Below are 18,480 nucleotides of genomic sequence, written 5' to 3'. Positions count from 1 at the left end.
GTTAGAAGAGGGCTCACCCGCGAAGGCGACACCCTGGAGCAGGACAGGCGCCGCTCCCACCGGGATCGAGCCGCTCTCAAGACTTGAGCAATCCCTGTGGGAGCGGGTTTACCCGCGAATGGGCCGCAAAGCGGCCCCTCGTGCGTCAGGCCCCAATACCCGCCGTCGTGCGCAGGCGCCCCTCGATACGCCGCTTGAGCCTGCGCTGTTCGATCACCAGGCGAGACCCCTTGGCCGCATTGCTGCGCCCCCAGTCTTCGAGCAGTTCGAGGCAGGAGTGGTCGATATAGCTCAGGTTGCCCAACGGCACGTGCAGCGTGGTCCCTTGCGGCACGCGCTCCAGCACCTGGGTCAGCGCCGGTACTTTGAGGAACGTCGCCGCGCCGCTCAGGCGCAGCTCCATGTGCCCGGGTTGCGCCAGGGTGACCAGGCCAATCTTCAGCCGCGCCGCCTTGAGCGCCAGCTTGAGCAAGGTCAGGGCAAAGCCCAGCAGCACGCCAGTCAGCAAGTCGGTGAAGATGATCGCCAGCGCGGTCGCGGCATAGGTGAACATCGGCATGCGGCCATAGCGGCCCAGCCCCCGGAATGCCTTGAAGTCCACCAGTTTGATACCGGTGTACACCAGCACACCCGCCAGGCTGGCCACCGGAATCTGCTGCAACACGCTGCTAAGCGCCACCACGAAGGCCAGCAGCCACAGGCCATGGAAAATCGCCGACCAGCGGGTCTGCGCACCGGCCTGGACATTGGCCGAGCTGCGCACGATGACCCCGGTCATCGGCAGCGCACCGAGCACGCCGCACAACATATTGCCCAGCCCCTGCGCCGACAGTTCCCGATCGAAGTCCGAGCGCTGGCCGCTGTGCATGCGGTCCACCGCAGCGGCGGATAGCAGGGTTTCGGCACTGGCGATGAAGGCCAGAGCGAAGGCCGCGACCAGCAGGGAAGGGTCGGCCAGCTTGAGCAGATCATCCGGGCGCAGCCAGTCGATGGCTTCGGACAAATCCGCCGGCACCTGCACCCGGTTCACCGGCAGGGCCAGCCACAGGCTGACAGCGGTCATCGCCGCGACGCCCAACAGCGCGCCAGGTACAAAGCGCAGGCGCTGCGGCCGCCACCGTTCCCATGCCCACATCAAAGCAATGGTGCCCAGGCCTAGGGCACCGGCCTGCCAGCCATTGCCCGCGCGCTCCAAGGGCAGCGCCGAGGCCAGTGTTGCCGGGAAGCCCAGCAGGTTTTCCACACCCGAGGGCTGTGGCGCGCTGTCGAACATCACGTGCACTTGGGACAGCACGATCAGCACACCGATACCCGCGAGCATCCCATACACCACCGCAGGCGCCGTGACCCGGAACCAGCAGCCCAGGCGCAGGCGTCCTGCCACCAACTGCAACAGCCCCGCCAGCAACAGGATCGGCCCCAGCATGGCCATGCCATGCTGGCGCACCAGCTCGAACACCAGCACTGCCAGGCCGGCCGCCGGCCCACTGACCTGCAGGGGCGAGCCAGCCAAAAAGCCCACCACGATGCCGCCGATGATGCCGGTGATCAGGCCCTTGGCAGGCGGCATGCCAGAAGCGATCGCGATGCCCATGCACAGGGGCAGCGCCACCAGGAAGACCACCACCGAGGCCAACAATTCTCGCGGCAATGCCGCTTTGATCTGTGTCTTGTTCACCATGAAGCTCCTTTCTCAAGTTTGGCGGCCACTCCAAGGCCGCAGGCACGGGGAACCCTGACACGCGCGCAGGCGCGGGCCGCCAGCAAGCCGGCAGGTCAGTCAGGGAAATTCAAGGCAGCCGACAGCCAGGCCACACCCCGCAGGGGTGCGACCGGCTATCAAGAACAACGCAGGTGTTCGGGTCGCTTAGTAGCGGCCTCTCGGTGTAGCGCAGGGGATTGGCTCACCGGCAGTGAGCGGCAGGAAGCTGTCGGAAGCGGCGTCGTAGGCTTCGATCTGGCTGGTCTCGATGTCGTAGACCCAGCCATGGATGAACAGCTGGCCGGCTGCCAGGCGCGAGGCGACCGAAGGATGGGTGCGCAGGTGATGCAACTGGGCGATGACGTTTTCCTTGGTCAGCACCTGCATGCTTTCGTGCTCGCTGCCGCAGGAGCAGTTGTCCTCGACCACGGTACGGGCCACTTCGGCATGACGCAGCCAGGCCTTGACCGTGGGCATCTTCTCCAGCGAGTTGGGGTTGAGCACCGCACGCATGGCGCCGCAGTCGGAATGACCACAGACAATGATGTGGTGCACGCCCAGGGCCATCACGGCGTATTCGATGGCGGTGGAAACACCACCGTTCATCTGACCATAAGGCGGAACGACGTTGCCGACGTTACGGGTCACGAACAGATCGCCCGGCGAGCTTTGAGTGATCAGCTCCGGAACGATGCGTGAGTCGGCACAAGTGATGAACATCGCGCGTGGCTTCTGCGCGGTGGCGAGCTTCTTGAACAGCTCTTGCTGCTCGGGGAAGACGTCATGGTGAAAACGCAGGAAGCCGTCGACGATATGCTTCAGGGCAGCATCGGCGCTTTCGGCAGGTGCGGCCGGGACGACCTTGTTTGGGTCCTTGACGGGCATGATTCATCCTCTTGGCGGTTGTAGGTAAGGTCCATTTTACCGGGGAAAGATTCTGGCTATGCAGGGCGTTAGATGACACGCACAGGCGATAAATCACAATCTCTTGTCGACTTACGCTACGGGAGAAAACTTAACTGAAACTGAATTCGGAGGCTCTAGAACGGGCGTTCTAGGTTTCTAGAAAGGTTTTTGATAATAGCAAAAAAATATCAATCGCCAAGATACATGACTGAAAATAATGCATCACATTAGTTGGATTAAACCTTTCGCCCTGTAGCCCCCTGAATAGAGGCCTTGAGCGCCTGCAACCGTCGCGCCACACCCTTACGTTGCCAGGAGCGCTTTCCTACGAACCGCACAACCTTCATCCCATATATCGCCAGCATTTGCCGATAGTAGGATTCGCTCCGTTCTTAACTGCGAAGACACGGACCGTCCATGCCCCGTCGCCACCTCATGCTCCTGAGCTGCCTGATATTCTGCCAACCCCTGCTCGCCCAGGCACAACGCGCCGAACTGCTGGATGTCTATCGCTCTGCGGTTGAACACGATGCCCAGCTCAGCGCCGCTCGCCACGAATACCAAGCGCTGCGAGAGCGAGTCCCTCAAGCCATGGCCGGACTGCTACCGACCCTTGATGCCGGCATCAGTATCGAGGGCAGCCGCCTACAAACCGACGAAGCCAACGGTGATCGCATACGCAGCGGCACTCTCCAGCAGGCCAACCTCACCCAGCCCCTGTTCCGCCTGGACCGTTGGCACGCACTCAAGGCCGCCGAAGCCGGCACAGCCCAGGCTGCACTGCAACTGGCCGAAAAAGAGCAGGCGCTGATACTGCGGGTCGCCGAGGCCTATTTCGATACCTTGCGCACACTCGATGCCCTGGCCGCCGCCAAGGCTGAAGAAGCAGCACTCAGGCGCCAGCAGCAGCAGGCTCGGGAACGGTTGGTCAATGGCGCATCCAGCATCACAGATGTGCTGGATGCACAGGCCGCCCATGATGTTGCCAGCGCCAACCGCAAGCGGTTGCAACGCAAGGTCGAAGACACTTTCGAAGTGCTCCACCGCCTCACTCGCCAGAAATATACCCAGATTGCTGGCGTTACCCACCAGCTGACAACACGCACACCGGTACCCGCGCAAGCCGAAACCTGGGTTTCCCTCGCTCTGCAAGGCAATCTTTCATTGTTGTCCAGCGAGCACGCCAGGGATGCAGCCGAGCACACCAACCGGCAGCGCAAGGCAGGCCATGCGCCAACGCTCGACGCCGTGGCGTCCTATCGCAAGGGAGACAACGACCGTTTCGGCTACAGCACCCCTGCCAATTCCGCGCATGGCGGCTATCGCGACAGGATCAGCCAAAGCTCCCTGGCCCTGGAGCTCAAGGTTCCGCTGTATGCCGGCGGCCTGCACAGTTCGCAGGTGCGTGAAGCCAACCAACGCCTGGCCCAGCGCGAAGACGAGCATGAAGATCGTCGCCGCGCTGTTACGTTGCAAACCCGAAGTCTGCACCGCGCCATACATGCCGACGTGGAACAGGTCCAGGCTCGTCGGCAAAGCATCTACTCCAGCCAGGCAGCGTTGCAGAGTACCCACGCAGGCCGTGTATTGGGATCACGCAACACCGCGGATGTGCTCAATGCCGAGCGCCAGCTGTACCGCGCTGTCCGCGAGTACAACGATGCTCGTTACGATTACATCATCGATTCACTAAAGCTCAAGCAGGCCGTCGGCAGCCTGGCCTCCCAGGACCTGCTCGAGTTGTCCCACTACCTGAGCCGCGACTACGACCCCGACCGCGACTTCCTCCCCCCGAGGCCAGGCAACCTGCCCACCATTAAATGATTGGATGAATATTAATCATTCTATGGCAGCTAGATGGGTGCCGCCTTTTTCAAACCAAGCTAACCCATTCAAATAGTTAGCCTTATTAGGTCGTTATGACCTGCATGGACGCGTTATGAGTGAACACCAACCAGATAGCCCAGACACCGGGCTGATCTGCCTGCTGATGCTGGCCCGTTTCCACAACGTGGCAGCCTCCGGCGAACAGCTGGCCCACGAATTCACCGATGGCCAGCAAGCCTTCGCCACCCCGCAACTGCTGCTGGCGTCGCGCAAGCTCGGCCTCAAGGCCAAACGCGTCGAGACCCGCCCCGAGCGCCTGGCGCAGACGCCACTGCCGGCAATTGCCGCCGACCGTGAGGGCGGCTTCTTCATCATCGCCCGCATGGACCAGGGCAAGGTGCTGATCCAAGATCCGCGTGCCGAGCGACCCGAGGTGATCGACTTGGCCACCCTAGAGCAACGCTGGAGCGGCGAGTTATTGCTGCTGCGCAGCGAAGCACTGGCCCCCGGCGAATCCTCGCGCTTCGACTTCACCTGGTTCATTCCGGCCATCATCAAGCACCGCAAACTGCTCGGCGAAGTGACCCTGGTGTCCTTCGTGCTGCAGATCTTCGCCCTGCTCACACCACTGTTCTTCCAGGTGGTGATGGACAAGGTGCTGGTACACCACGGCCTGACCACTCTGGACGTGATCGCCATCGGCCTGCTGGGCATCATGCTGTTCGAGTCGGCCCTGAGCGGCTTGCGTAGCTTCGTCTTCGCCCATACCGCCAGCCGCATCGACGTCGAGCTCGGCTCACGCCTGTTCCACCACCTACTCCACCTGCCGCTGGCCTACTTCCAGGCCCGCCGGGTCGGCGGCTCAGTGGCGCGGGTGCGCGAGCTGGAGAACATCCGCAACTTCCTTACCGGCAATGCCATCACTCTGGTCATGGACGTGCTGTTCTCGGTGGTGTTCATCGCCGTGATGTTCTACTACAGCGGCTGGCTGGCCCTGGTGGTGGTGGCTTCGCTGCCGCTGTACGCGCTGGTGTCGCTGCTGATTACCCCGGTGCTGCGCCAGCGCCTGCAGGACAGTTTCAATCGTGGCGCCGAGAACCAGGCGTTCCTGGTCGAGACGGTCAACGGCATCGACACCCTCAAGTCGATGGCCGTCGAGCCGCAGGTCCTGCGGCGCTGGGACAACCAGCTGGCGGCCTATGTCGCCGCCGGCTTCAAGACTCAGACCCTGTCGACCCTGGCCAACGAAAGCGTCGGCCTAATCGGCAAGCTGGTGACCGTCGCCACCCTCTGGCTCGGCGCGCACCTGGTGATCGATGGCCAGCTCACAGTCGGCGAGCTGATCGCCTTCAACATGCTGGCCGGGCGCGTGGCACAGCCAATCATGCGCCTGGCCCAGCTGTGGACCAGCTTCCAGCAGACCAGCGTGTCGGTGCAGCGCCTGGGCGATATTCTCAACACCCGCACCGAACTTGCCAATTCGGCACGCAGCGCCTTGCCGCCCCTGCAAGGCCGCATAGAGTTCGACCAGGTGCATTTTCGCTATCGCACCGATGGCTCAGAGATCCTGCGCGGGATCAACTTGTGCATCGAGTTCGGCGAAGTGATCGGCGTGGTCGGGCGCTCAGGTTCAGGCAAGAGCACCCTGACCCGCTTGCTGCAGCGGCTCTACGTGCCCGAGCGCGGGCGGGTACTGGTCGACGGCATGGACCTGGCCCTGGCCGATGCCTCCTCGCTGCGCCGGCAGATCGGCGTGGTGCAGCAGGATAACCTGCTGTTCAACCGCAGCATCCGCGAGAACATCGCCTTGGCCGACCCCGGCACCCCGCTGGAGACCGTCATGCAGGCCGCGCGCCTGGCCGGTGCCCACGACTTCATCCTCGAGCTCGCCGAAGGCTACGACACCATGGTGGGTGAGCACGGCGTCTCGCTCTCGGGCGGGCAACGCCAGCGCATCGCCATAGCCCGCGCGCTGATCCGCGACCCACGCATCCTGATCTTCGACGAGGCCACCAGCGCGCTGGACTACGAGTCCGAACGCATCATCCAGCAGAACATGCGATCGATCTGCCAGGGGCGCACGGTGATCATCATCGCCCACCGCCTGTCCGCCGTACGCGATGCCAACCGCATCGTCGTGGTGGACCGCGGCCAGATCGTCGAACAAGGCAGCCACGCCGAACTGCTCGCGCACCAGGCCGGGCACTACGCCAGGCTGCACCGCTTGCAACAGGGCTGATCCCCTCACCACCTCATACCAAGGAGAGGCCATGTCCGCCTATTCCAGCCTCTGGCAGCGCTACCGCGAGGCCTGGCAGCACGCCTGGCGCCAGCGCAAAACGCTTGACGCGCCTGCGCGTGCCGGCCACGAAATCGAGTTCCTGCCAGCTGCCCTGGCCTTGCAGGAACGGCCACCCCACCCGACGCCGCGGGTGTTCGTTTGGAACATTATGGGCTTTGCCGGCCTGGCCCTGCTGTGGGCCAGCCTCGGTCATATCGACGTGGTCGCGGTGGCCACGGGCAAGGTGGTGCCAAGCGGTCGTACCAAACTGGTCCAGCCCAGCGAGACGGCGGTGGTCAAGGCGATCCACGTCAGCGATGGGCAACGGGTGAAGGCCGGCGAGCTGTTGCTCGAACTCGATCCGACCACCGCCGACGCCGAGGTGCGCCGCAGCGAGAGCGAACTGCTCGCCGCGCGCATCGACGTGGCACGCAGCAGCGCGATGCTCCAGGCCATTGCCAGCGGCCAGCCACCGCAGGGGCTGCAAGACGACATCGAGCACGCCGACGCGCAACAGGTGCAGGATGCCGAACGCTGGCTGCAGGGGCAGTACCAGGAATACCGCAACAGCCTCGACCAAGTCGATGCCGAGATCCAGCAGCGCGGCGCCGAGATCCAGGCCGCCCAAGTGCAGGTGGCGAGCCTGCGCAAGACCCTGCCCATCGCCACCCAGCTGGCCCAGGACTACCAGAGCCTGCTGGCGCAGCAGTACGTGGCCCGCCACGAGTACCTCGACAAGGAACAGGCCCGGCTCGACCTGGAGCGCCAGCTGCAGGTGCAGCAAGCCAGCGTGCTGCAATCGACCGCCGCGCAGTCGGAGGCCCGCCGCCGCCGCGAAGGCGTGGTGGCCCAGGCCCGGCGCAGCCTGCTCGACCTGCAGCAGACCGCAGGGCAGAAGGTCGCCAGCCTGCGCCAGGAACTGGCCAAGGCGCGCTACCAGGAAGCTCGCACGCAACTGCTGGCCCCGGTCGACGGCACCGTCCAGCAATTGACTGTGCACACCGTCGGTGGCGTGGTCACGCCGGCCCAGGCCTTGATGGTCATCGTGCCCACTGACCAGCCAGTGGAGGTCGAGGCACTGCTAGAGAACAAGGACGTCGGCTTCGTCCAGGTCGGCCAGGCGGTGACTGTAAAGATCGAGACCTTCACCTACACCCGCTACGGCACCGTGCAGGGCGAAGTGCTGAGTGTGTCACGCGACGCCATCGAGGACGAACGCCGCGGGCTGGTGTACAGCAGCCGCATCCGCCTGGCCAGCGATCACCTGCAGGTCAACGGCCAGGCCGTGGCGCTGACGCCGGGCATGGCGGTGAGCGCCGAGATCAAGACCGATCAGCGGACGGTGATTGATTACTTCCTGAGTCCGTTGCAACAGCATGCGCAAGAGAGTTTGCGGGAACGGTAATGACATCGAAAAGGAGTGAACAACATGAAGTTGATGAAGCAACTGTCAGCCACGCTGGTGAGTTTCCTGTTTCAATCCGTGGAATCCGCATGGGCACTGGAGAGTGATGCCCGCTCTTCGCGGGCGCTGCAGCGTAGCAACGCCAATGAACATTACCGACGCAGCGAGCGCTGCAGACGCCCGTGGATTGCAATGACCACGGACTATCCCTTGGCGTGGGAGGCACCGGACATCGTGGGTCACCCCGATGTCAGAGTGAAAATTGCAACGGCCAACCCCGACGATAGACCGCTGACAGAACTCGATGGGATCAACCATGACCGCTTTACTGGCTCCGACGGAAATACGGTGCAGGTCAAAGTAAACGAACACAATCGAATAGCGTATCGGCGCTTCCATGAATACGCCGTCAGTTATCAGTACTCAAGCGAATGCACAGATTTCAAAACGCAGGATGCCAACGTATTGCGATTCCTTGAAAGCTTATTGATAGGTGGCGGAAGTCCTGCCGTACAAGATCGCTAAATTTCTCAACTGCATTTCAACGGTATGTGTTAACTACCAGAGCCTGCAAAATGATCAGTCGTCTTCCACTTTTTCTTCTAACGCTTATCTGCAGCCAGGCCAGCTTGGGCTGCGCGCTACACGATTCGCGATCAGAGGCTATCTATAGATTAAATTTGACCGATGCTGAGTGCCGCACGATCTCATACGTTGGCGGAAGTGTTATTCCAATACTAATAAGTTACCCGCACGGGGATGTTGTCACCTACGCCTGGAAAGGAAAAAAGATACATGTTCGAATCTATTACAGTGATGATTACGAAATCAGTAGATTTTTTAACTATGCGAAGTATTTGAGAACAGAGAACGAAATGGAGGTTTATGAAACCTTCAAAAAAGTAAACTTTGTTTTTCGCGGCACCGACCAAGCAACGGTGATCGTCAATCAGATGGGCAGCACCTGGTTGGCACGACGCATGAGCGCCAAGGGGCTTGTCGTAATGTATCAATACGACGACGACATTAAGACATTCAAGGAAGTGGATGCACTTGTACAAAATTTCATCATGCGAGTGCTGGGCGAAAAGGAGTAATCGATGAACACCATAAACCTGAACGATATGCAACTTGCTGAAGTGGAGAGACTGAAGTCAAGCGGCAAGTATCCGGAGATGTATTTATTTATTAAAAATCTTGTAGACCTTGAGCTATCAAACACCCGAGATCCAGTGTTGCAAGAAGACTTTGCCATTGCCTCAAACTGGCTCAACACCGCCAGTAAGATCAACGCGAACGATGGTTCATTTTTTAATGAGATGGTGCGTGGTTCGATGGCCTTCGCCGCAGCCAGCAAAGGCAGGCCCCTCACGGATGCGGAGTTTCAGAAAGCCTCCGACCAACTTGCTGTTGAAGTTGCAGACCACATCCTCACAGAGCGTGGGTTTCCGAAAGTAGATAGTATAATTGACGCCGATGTCCAGTCAGCCGTCGTTTCTTTGAAACTTGAAAGCTGGAACTGGGCTGGCACTATCGCCGACGAACTCCCCATCGGCATGTGGGGCCTTGGGCGCGACTTCGTGCAAATCCCAGGAGAGGGTGTAGAGCGGGCAAAGAAAGTCACCATTGCCGTCATGCAGAATGTCGCAGGCCTCAGCCGGTTTCTGTCCAGTTTCACGGAGCTGGATATGCTTCCCACCTGGAAGTATGTGCGAGAACTGGAGCGCTACGCCGCCGATAATCGCTATAAAGTCTTCCAATGGTTCGGCGCCGGCGAAGACACCCCCACCCAGCCTGACGCCAACCAGTCGATCCAGATCCACATCGACGCTTCGCCCAAGCCGCAACAGCGCGTCCAGGACGAGGATCAGGCACGCCAGGACGTGAGCAACGGCTATGTGCAGAACGCCGCGACCCACAACGTGTTCGCCCTCGGCGGCATTCTCAACAAAACCGACTTCGCCTCCACACAGATGGCCAGCCTGACCTCTGGCGGCCTCCGCCCTGGCGAAATGCAACTGGACCCGAACGCCCGCCCCAACAGCCACCTGTCGAAGTTCTACCTCGACCAGCCAAGCGCCAGCGGTTTCGATTTCAGCCTGCGCAACGCGGTGACCCTCAACGGCCTGTCGGCCATGACCACCCGCAACACCTACGTCGACCCACTGCTGCTCGACCTGGGCGGCGAAGGCGTGCGCATGACCGACCTGAGCGACGCCGTGCTGTTCGACACCGATCACAGCGGCACCCTCAAGCGCAGTGCCTGGGCCGACCGCAAGACCGGCATGCTGGTGATCGACGACGGCAGCGGCCAGATCAAGGACGTCAGCCAGATGTTCTCCGAGTACTACAAGGGCAAAGCCGGCGTGAACGGCGCGGCGGGCGAGGCCCGCTTCAAGGACGGCTTTGCCGCCCTGGCCAGCGAGGATGGCAATGGCGATGGCATCATCGATGCCCGCGATCCGATCTGGAACCAACTGCGCGTCTGGGTAGATGCCAGCCATGACGCCCGCGTCGACGGCGGCGAACTGAAGACCCTGACCGAGCTAGGCATCACCCAGATCAACGTGCGCGCCGCCGGTACACCTGGCGAGAGCCGCGATGGCAGCCGCGTGCTGGCTCGGGGTTCGTTCGTCATTGGCGGCAATACCCGCGAAGCGCTGGCGGTGGACTTCCTCGGCGACCCGGTGAGCAGCACCACCACCCGCCAAGGCAATGGCCTGCGCTTAACCTCCAGCAGCGACGGCGCCACGACCACGGCCTACAGCAGCACCAGCACCCAAGGCGAACACCTGGACGCCACGGCGCTGGGGGTGGACAACCTGTACGGCGGCAGCGGCGATGACCGCCTTACCGCGAGCGCCAGCGGCAGCTGGCTGGTCGGCGGTGGCGGCAGCAATACGTACGTCGGGGCTGCCGGCGACGATGTCTTCGTCATCAGCGCCAGCGACAACCCCCAGAACATCCAGGGCAACGGCGGCCGCGACACGGCGCTGATCGTCGGCGACCAGGGCGTCGAACTGAACATGGCCAAGGCCGGCCTGACCATTGCCCAGGGTGGTCGCGGCGACGATGTAATACGCAGCGGCAGCGGCGCTGGCGTGTTCATCAAGGGCGGGGAGGGCAATGCCACGCTGATCGGCGGCGCCGGCAACGATGTGCTGGTCGGCGGCAGCGGCCACAACACCTTGATCGGGGGCAGCGGCAAGGCGGTGATCTACGCCGGGCCCAACGGCGACCTGATCTACGCCTCGGCAGGGGGCAGCATCATCCACGCCGGTGGCGGCAACGATGTGATCCACGGCGGAGCCGGTGACGATGTAATCGAGGTCGGCCACGGCAGCGCTCGGATCGACGGCGGCGCCGGCACCAACCTGGTCAGCCTGCACGGCAAGTACGGCGAGTACCGCATCACCCACACCAGCAACGGCTACCAGGTGGCCGACAACGTGGCCGGGCGCGACGGCACCGTGCAACTGCGCAACATCCACAAGCTCAACTTCGCCGACATTTCCGCCGTGGACCTGTCGCAACCCAATGCCATGCCGGTGGCCGACGTGCTGCGCCAGGACAAGGACGGCCAGCGCTTCGACCGCAACCGCAGCCACCTGATCGCCGCCTCCAGCCTGCTGGCCAACGACCTGCTGCTCGGCAGCCAGGGCGGCCTGCGCATCGACAACATTGGCGACGCCACTGGCGGCTCGGTCAGCCTCACCGCCCAGGGCGATGTGCTGTTCACTCCGTTGGCCGGCTACACCGGCATGATGGGCTTCAAGTACGGCATCATCGACGCCCAGGGCAACAAGTCGGCCTCGGTGGTCGAGCTGGGCAGCGGCCAGACCGCGCCGATGCGCGCCAGCGTGACTCTGCTCGACGCCAGCATGCCAAACGACCCGCTGGCCGCCCAGCAGTGGTACCTGAGCGACACCAACGTGCTGCCGGTGTGGCAGGACTACACCGGCAAGGGCGTGCGCATCGCCATGTTCGAGCCCGGTGGCGAGTTCGCCACGGCGCCGGAAATCTTCGACATCCAGCACCCGGACCTAGCCGCCAATGTCGACCAGGCCTGGCTCAAGACCCAGCGCGACAAGGGCGTGCTGCCAGAGCTGGCTTCCAACCACGCGACCATGGTCGCCGGGGTGATGGTGGCCGGGCGCAACGACCTGGGCGGCGTAGGCGTGGCCTATGACGCCAAGCTCAGCGGCTTCTACCTGGCCAACAAGGGCGACGACCTGACCGGCCTGGGCAATATGGTCAACTACGACGTCGCCAACCACAGCTGGGGCTTCCAGAACGACTTCGCCATCGGCAACCTGCAGAACGGCGTCATCGACACCGCCAGCGCCCTGGCGGCCAACGCCCGCTATGCCGCGCACAACGGTCGCGGCGGCCTTGGCACAGTGATTGTCACCGCAGGAGGCAACCAGCGCGCCTTCGGCGGCAGCGCCCAAGGCTCGCTGACCAACAACAACCGCTTCTCGATCGAAGTGGGCGCGATCAATGCCCAGGGCGACCTGTCGACCCTGCAGATCGGTTCGACGCCGTTCTCCAACCCCGGCGCCAGCCTGCTGGTTTCGGCCCCTGGCAGCAACGTGCTGTCCACCAGCCGCCTGGTGGAGACCGAGCGCGGCTCGACCTTCGGCAACGACTACACCAGCATGCAGGGCACCAGCTTCGCCGCGCCAATCGTCTCCGGCGTGGCCGCGCTGATGCTCGAAGCCAACCCCAACTTGGGCTACCGCGACGTCCAGCAGATCCTTGCGCTGTCGGCCCGTCACGTCAATGACAGCGCCACCCGCTGGGACCACAACGGCGCGCGCAACTGGAACGGCGGCGGCATGCACACCAGCCATGACTACGGTTTCGGCGAAGTAGACGCCCGCGCCGCAGTGCGCCTGGCCGAAAGCTGGATGACCCGCAGCACCGGCGCCGACGAAAGCGTATTCAGCGCCAGCAGTGGCGCCTTGGGCAAAACCCTGGTCGGTGGCGACAGCCTGAGCACCTCGCTGCAAATGGATGCCGGGCTGAACGTCGAGCATGTGGAAATCGACCTGGACGCCAGCATCGGCCGCCTCGGCGACCTGATCGTCACCCTGGTCTCGCCCGATGGTACCCGCAGCATCCTGCTCGACCGCACCGGCAAGGTGCCGCAGGGGATTACCGGCGCCAGCGACGCCGATATGGGCAGCACGCGCTCCGGCGCCTTCAAGTACAGCTTCATGAGCACCTGTGACTGGGGCGAACGCTCGGCCGGCACCTGGACCCTCGAGGTCAAGGACGCCAGCAACGGCCAGCCACTGATCCTCAACAACTGGGCCCTGCGCCTGTATGGCAACAAGGCTGGCGCGGACGACACCTACTTCTACACCGACGAATACCTCAAGGCAGTGCAGGGCCAGGCCAGCCGCGGCGTGCTGGATGACGCCGGCAACGGCACCGCGGGCGGGCGCAACACCCTCAACGCCGCGGCGGTCAGCGGCGATGTCCAGGTCAATCTGGCCACCGGCGTGGCCAGCATCGGCGGCGCGGCGCTGACCTTGCGCAACCCGAACGGCGTACACAACCTCATCAGTGGTGACGGCAACGACATCCTGGTGGTTGGCAAAGCCGATGCCCTGCTCGATGGCGGCCGAGGCAACAACAGCCTGACCGGCGGCAGCGGCAAGGACTTCTTCGTGGTCCATCGCCGCGAGGGCGGCCAGGACACCGTGCACCGCTTCGAAGCGGCCAAAGGGGAGGTCATCGACCTGGTCGGCTTCACCGGCAAGACCTTCGCCGACCTGGCCCTGCTGCAACAGGGCGCGGATGTCCGTGTCGACCTGGGCAACGGCCAGCACATCCTGCTGAGCGGGCAGTCGCTGGGCAATATCAGCGCCGCGAACTTCCGGTTTCAGGATCACTTTGTCGCCCCGGCCAGCTATGTCAGCAGCAGCCAGCCCAACGTGGACAGCGGCAGCATCGTCGGCACCGTGGTGCTCAACGGCGGAGCCCAGGGCGTGAGCATGAGCAGCGGTGCCGACGGGCAACTGGTCGCCGCGCTGGCAGGCAAGGTCTACAGCCACGACAGCGCCACCTCGGACCGCTTCGTCATCAGCCACCAGCTCAATGCCAGTGACTACCGCAACGCCTTGCGCGGCTTCCGCCATGGCATCGACAAGATCGACCTGAGCCAGGTCGGCGTCACCCGCTTCGACGAGCTCAACGTCGTCCAGAAGAACCGCGGCACCATCAATGGCCTGTCGCAGATCCACGGGGTTGAACTGAGCACCAACGTGCTGCGTGGTGCCAGCCAGCCGGTCAACCTGGTCTACCTCGACGCCATCGACGTGGCCCAGCTCGATGCCAACGACTTTATCTTCGCCAGCGCCCACTTGCCGATGGAAACCGGCCAGTCCGCGCTACCGCCAACCCGCCTGCTAGGGATCGACCTGTCAATGCCGGACCGGAACAAACTCATCGAAATCCCAGAGATCAGAATCCCTGATCGGCCTGCGATCGACCTGCGCCCAAGCATCAATCTTGACGAAATCCTCGAAGAAGCGAGGCGCCGACATGAGCAGATTGTGGATATCTCGCGTGACCGCTTCGAGCGCAAGCCGGTGATACTGCCGCAGATAAAGCCAACGGTCATCGACCATCGCGACTTCGAGGTCAAGCAGGCGGACATCAATGCCAGCGACTATTTTGCCGACAACCCGTACGCCGTGAACCTGGACAACGCGTTTACCGAGGTAACCGCCAACGGCGCGCGTCACCTGGCGCTGCTCGACAGTGGCGCGAAGGCCCTCCTGGGCAAGGAAGACCAGCAGATGTTCGGGACAGGCTCCCACACCGAGGGAGCCGTGCCGGATTGGTATGCCAGCAACCCAGCCCGGATGCGCGACATCGTTGCCGGTAACGGCCAGCACCTGTCGGACCGCAATGTCGAGCAACTGGTCCAGGCCATGGCGGCGTTCGCACCGCCCGGCGCGGCAGCCAGCAGCGTTGAAACGGCACAGGCGCAAGCCTTGCAGCCGGTGCTGGCCGCTAACTGGCGCTGACGCGAACGGTTGAATTTTCCCGAACACTGCGGGGACGGCAACGTGATGGATCGCACCAGCTACGCCGGTGTTCGCCGCCAAGCCGGCTCCTACCGGATGTGAAAAGACGCCTACCTACTCCATCAAAACAACGCCATCTGCCCACCCGGAGGACAAAAGGCCGTGCAATCGAGCGCCTGCGCCTCGCTCCCCTCGAACCCCAGCCGCTTTGCCGCCTTGCGAAACCGCTGCGCCAGCAATTCAGCGAACACCCCCTCGCCACGCATGCGCGTCCCGAAGCGGCTGTCGTACAGCTCGCCCCCGCGGCTCTGGCGAATCAGGCTCAATACGTGGGCGGCACGTTGCGGGTAGTGATCCTGCAGCCACTGCTCGAACAACGGCGCCACCTCCAACGGCAGGCGCAACATCATGTAGGCCGCGCTCTGGGCGCCGGCATCCTCCGCCGCCTCCAGCAGGTGTTCCAGCTCGCTGTCGTTGACCATGGGAATCATCGGCGAGCACAGCACCCCCACCGGCACCCCGGCCTCACGCAGTACGCGGATCGCCCGCAGACGTGCCTTGGGTGCCGCCGCTCTCGGCTCGAGGATGCGCTTGAGCGTGTCGTCGAGCGTGGTAAGGCTGATCATCACCCGCGCCAGGCGCTGGCTGGCCAGCTCGGCCAGCAGGTCAAGGTCACGCAGCACCAACGCTCCCTTGGTGACGATGGTCACCGGATGGCGATAGCGCAGCAGCACCTGGAGCAGGCGCCGGGTCAATTGCTGCTCCCGTTCGATGGGTTGATAGGGGTCGGTGTTGGAACCCAGGTTGATGGGGGCGCAGACATAGCCTGGCTTGCTCAGCTGTTGCTCGAGCACCTCGGCGGCGTTGGTCTTGGCGATCAGCTTGGTCTCGAAATCCAGGCCAGGAGAGAGGTCCCAGTAAGCATGGCTGGGGCGGGCGTAGCAGTAGATGCAGCCGTGCTCGCAACCCCGGTAGGGGTTGATCGAGCGGTCAAAGGGCAGATCGGGCGAGGTGTTGCGGGTGATGATGGTCTTGGCGGTCTCGATGCGGATTTCGGTGCCTTGGGTCGCCGGCACGTCCTGATACCAGCCGTCGTCTTCCACAGTCGAATGGCTGGGAGAAAAGCGATTGAGCGGGTTGTGGGTCGTGCCTCGACCTTTTTGCGGCGCTGGGGAGAACATCGCAGACTCCATTTACTGTATTTATGTACAGTACATCTGGATGATTCCCCGTTCCAGCACCTTACGTCAGCCAGCGCGCCTCATTCGAGGCCGTACCAGTGCAACAGTGCCTCGATCTGCATAGGTCGTCCCAGAAACTCCTCGCAGCCTTCAGGCATCGGTTTGGCATTGGCCCAGTTGGCGAATGCCGCCCGGAAGCGCTTGCCCGCCCTGTTGTCGAACAACCCCCATTTTTCGAAGTGGGTGAATACGTCGATGGCATGTGCTTCGCCCCAGACGTAGCTGTAATAACCCGCCTCGTAACCGGCCACCAGATAGTCGAATGCGTGCGCCGGCTTCTCGAAGCTCGCCAGAGGCCAGCAGCCGCAACGTTCGCGACATTCAGACAGGCGCTGCTGTATGGACTTGCCGTCGCCGGGCGAGCTGTGCAGCTCCAGATCGAACAGCGCCATGCTCACGTCGAAGGCGCACTTCTCCAACTGCGCTTCGCGCAGGTTGGCCAGGGCCGCCTGAGCCTGCGCCAGCGTGAGCGACTCACCGGTCAGGTAATGGCTGGAGATGTCCGCCAGGTACTGCGCGTTCCACAGCCAACGCTCAAGAAACTTGCCGAAGAACTCCTGGCTATCCGAGCCTGCCCGGTCTGGATCGGACAGCAAATGGTTGGTGGCGGGCATCAGCAGGATGTGCAGCCCGTGGCCGAACTCGTGGAACAGTTTGCGCAGGGCCAGATGATCGAGCAGGGCTGGCTCGCCCCCCAAGCCTGGCTCGCCGTCGCTGACCACCATTACCGAAGCGCCATGCGTCCGGCCCTGTTCGTCCCGACGCCGATGGCGCACGGCAATAGTATGAGCTCCGTCTTGCTTGCCTGGGTGCATCAGGACATCCAGATACAGCATGCCGATCTCCACGCCTTCCTGGCGCACGGTGAAGCTGCGCACGCTGGGATGCCACGCCGAGACAGAGCAGGGCGCAAGCGTCAGGTCGAAGACCCGCTCGGCCAGATCGACCAAGGCGTGCACCACCTTGTCCAGCGTGAAGTAGCCGCGCAGCGCTTCATTGCTCATGGCCTGCTTGCGGGCTTGCAGGTACCGGACGTCCCATGGTTGGACTGCATCCAGATCATGCTGCGCAGCCAGGCCCTGAAGCGCGGTGCGCGCTTTGAGCATGGCGGGCCGCAGCTTTTGCGCCAGCGTCTGGAGCAACTGATGAACAGGCTCGACGCTGCCTGCGGCCTTGCCCTGCAAGATCAGCTGCGCGTAGCTGGTGTTTCCGATCAGTTGCCCTTTCTGCTCCCGCAGAAGCGCCAGCTGCTGCAGGCGGGTGCCATTGTCTTGCTGTTCATCCGAATGTACACCCCGGGAGTGGTAGGCCGTATAGACAGCCTCGCGCAGACGCCGATCATCGGCGAATTCGAGAATGGCCTTGGCGTTGCGTTCATTGCAGAGAATCTGCCAGCCCTCCAGGCCGGCATCCTTGGCTTGCCGGGCCATCAGGTCGCGCAAGCGCTGGGGCACCCCTTGCAGGCGCGCCTCATCCTCGATCTGAATGCTCGATCGTTCACTCGTTTCATCGAGCGTCTGATAGAAGCCCCCGATCTGTTCGTTAATGTCATCTTCCAGCTGCGCCAACGTGGCGTTTTGCTGCGCATCCAGATGTACACCGGCCAAGCGGTACTCCAGAAGGATCCGGCGCAGCGTGGCCTTTTCATAGACATCCAGGCTGGACTCATCCGTGGCCAGGCGTTGATAGAGGGCGTGCAGGGGCTTGTTTCTGCGGTTTTCCATGAACAGGCGCTGCGCTCGACGATAGCCTTCGCCAAACGCCGCATGCCAGGCCTCACCTTTGTTGGCCAGGGGCAAGGTCGCAAAGACGGTCGCCTGCAGATCGGCTATGACGTTGTCCATCGCCAACACCAACCCATACCAGCTGGGCTGTTTTTGCTGACCTTCCAGCACTTGCGACAGACCGTTTTCATAGGCTCCGGCCACGGTGTCGAGGGCCGACTTAACGTGCTCGAGCGTCACACTGTCGTAATCGATGGGCGCACGATTGTCGTTCAGTAGGGGATTGCGGGCTTGCATGGGAGGTTCCTGCTCGGTTGATGATCAACGCGAGCATGGAACGCAAGTCCCTGCGCA

General features: G+C 62.9%; 10 protein-coding genes. 6 read left to right on the top strand and 4 right to left on the bottom strand.

The genetic code is table 11. The features are described 5' to 3' along the window. Positions 1-145: 145 nt before the first annotated feature. Both HMPREF3173_RS19345 and HMPREF3173_RS19340 read right to left on the bottom strand, forming a co-directional pair. Positions 146-1,681 carry a SulP family inorganic anion transporter gene (locus tag HMPREF3173_RS19345; protein ID WP_168166398.1) on the bottom strand — a complete coding sequence of 512 codons (1,536 nt, stop codon included), beginning with the start codon at positions 1,679-1,681 and terminating at the stop codon, positions 146-148. A 186-nt stretch (positions 1,682-1,867) separates the two neighbouring features. Continuing rightward, the gene (locus HMPREF3173_RS19340; protein ID WP_043207671.1) at positions 1,868-2,587 is read right to left on the bottom strand and encodes a carbonic anhydrase; all 720 of its coding nucleotides are present in this window, start codon (positions 2,585-2,587) and stop codon (positions 1,868-1,870) included. Between the two features lie 438 nt (positions 2,588-3,025). Between HMPREF3173_RS19340 and HMPREF3173_RS19335 the strand changes: the two genes are divergently transcribed. The 6 genes from HMPREF3173_RS19335 (at position 3,026) to HMPREF3173_RS19310 (ending at position 15,161) form a co-directional block, all read left to right on the top strand. Further along, positions 3,026-4,432, top strand: a complete 1,407-nt coding sequence (locus HMPREF3173_RS19335) for a TolC family outer membrane protein (protein WP_070575708.1) — start codon at positions 3,026-3,028, stop codon at positions 4,430-4,432. A 115-nt stretch (positions 4,433-4,547) separates the two neighbouring features. Then, positions 4,548-6,674, top strand: a complete 2,127-nt coding sequence (locus HMPREF3173_RS19330) for a type I secretion system permease/ATPase (RefSeq protein ID WP_070575705.1) — start codon at positions 4,548-4,550, stop codon at positions 6,672-6,674. A 31-nt stretch (positions 6,675-6,705) separates the two neighbouring features. Further along, on the top strand, positions 6,706-8,121 hold the full coding sequence (locus HMPREF3173_RS19325; RefSeq protein ID WP_070575702.1) for an HlyD family type I secretion periplasmic adaptor subunit: 1,416 nt from the start codon (positions 6,706-6,708) through the stop codon (positions 8,119-8,121). Positions 8,122-8,145: 24 nt separating this feature from the next. Continuing rightward, on the top strand, positions 8,146-8,646 hold the full coding sequence (locus HMPREF3173_RS19320; protein WP_070575699.1) for a hypothetical protein: 501 nt from the start codon (positions 8,146-8,148) through the stop codon (positions 8,644-8,646). 50 nt (positions 8,647-8,696) lie between these two features. Beyond that, positions 8,697-9,218, top strand: a complete 522-nt coding sequence (locus tag HMPREF3173_RS24455; protein ID WP_139146876.1) for a hypothetical protein — start codon at positions 8,697-8,699, stop codon at positions 9,216-9,218. A gap of 591 nt (positions 9,219-9,809) precedes the next feature. Further along, positions 9,810-15,161: a S8 family serine peptidase gene (locus HMPREF3173_RS19310; RefSeq protein WP_168166397.1), complete on the top strand. Its 5,352-nt coding sequence runs from the start codon at positions 9,810-9,812 to the stop codon at positions 15,159-15,161. Positions 15,162-15,283: 122 nt separating this feature from the next. Here the strand turns inward: HMPREF3173_RS19310 and HMPREF3173_RS19305 are convergent, their stop codons facing one another. Both HMPREF3173_RS19305 and HMPREF3173_RS19300 read right to left on the bottom strand, forming a co-directional pair. Continuing rightward, complete coding sequence (locus HMPREF3173_RS19305) at positions 15,284-16,342, bottom strand: PA0069 family radical SAM protein (RefSeq protein WP_070575694.1); 1,059 nt, start codon at positions 16,340-16,342, stop codon at positions 15,284-15,286. A gap of 80 nt (positions 16,343-16,422) precedes the next feature. After that, the gene (locus tag HMPREF3173_RS19300; protein WP_070575691.1) at positions 16,423-18,423 is read right to left on the bottom strand and encodes a M3 family metallopeptidase; all 2,001 of its coding nucleotides are present in this window, start codon (positions 18,421-18,423) and stop codon (positions 16,423-16,425) included. Positions 18,424-18,480 lie beyond the last annotated feature (57 nt).

Source organism: Pseudomonas sp. HMSC08G10 (assembly GCF_001808425.1).
GTDB lineage: Bacteria > Pseudomonadota > Gammaproteobacteria > Pseudomonadales > Pseudomonadaceae > Aquipseudomonas > Aquipseudomonas guariconensis.
This window is presented reverse-complemented; position numbering and strand designations above follow the sequence as displayed.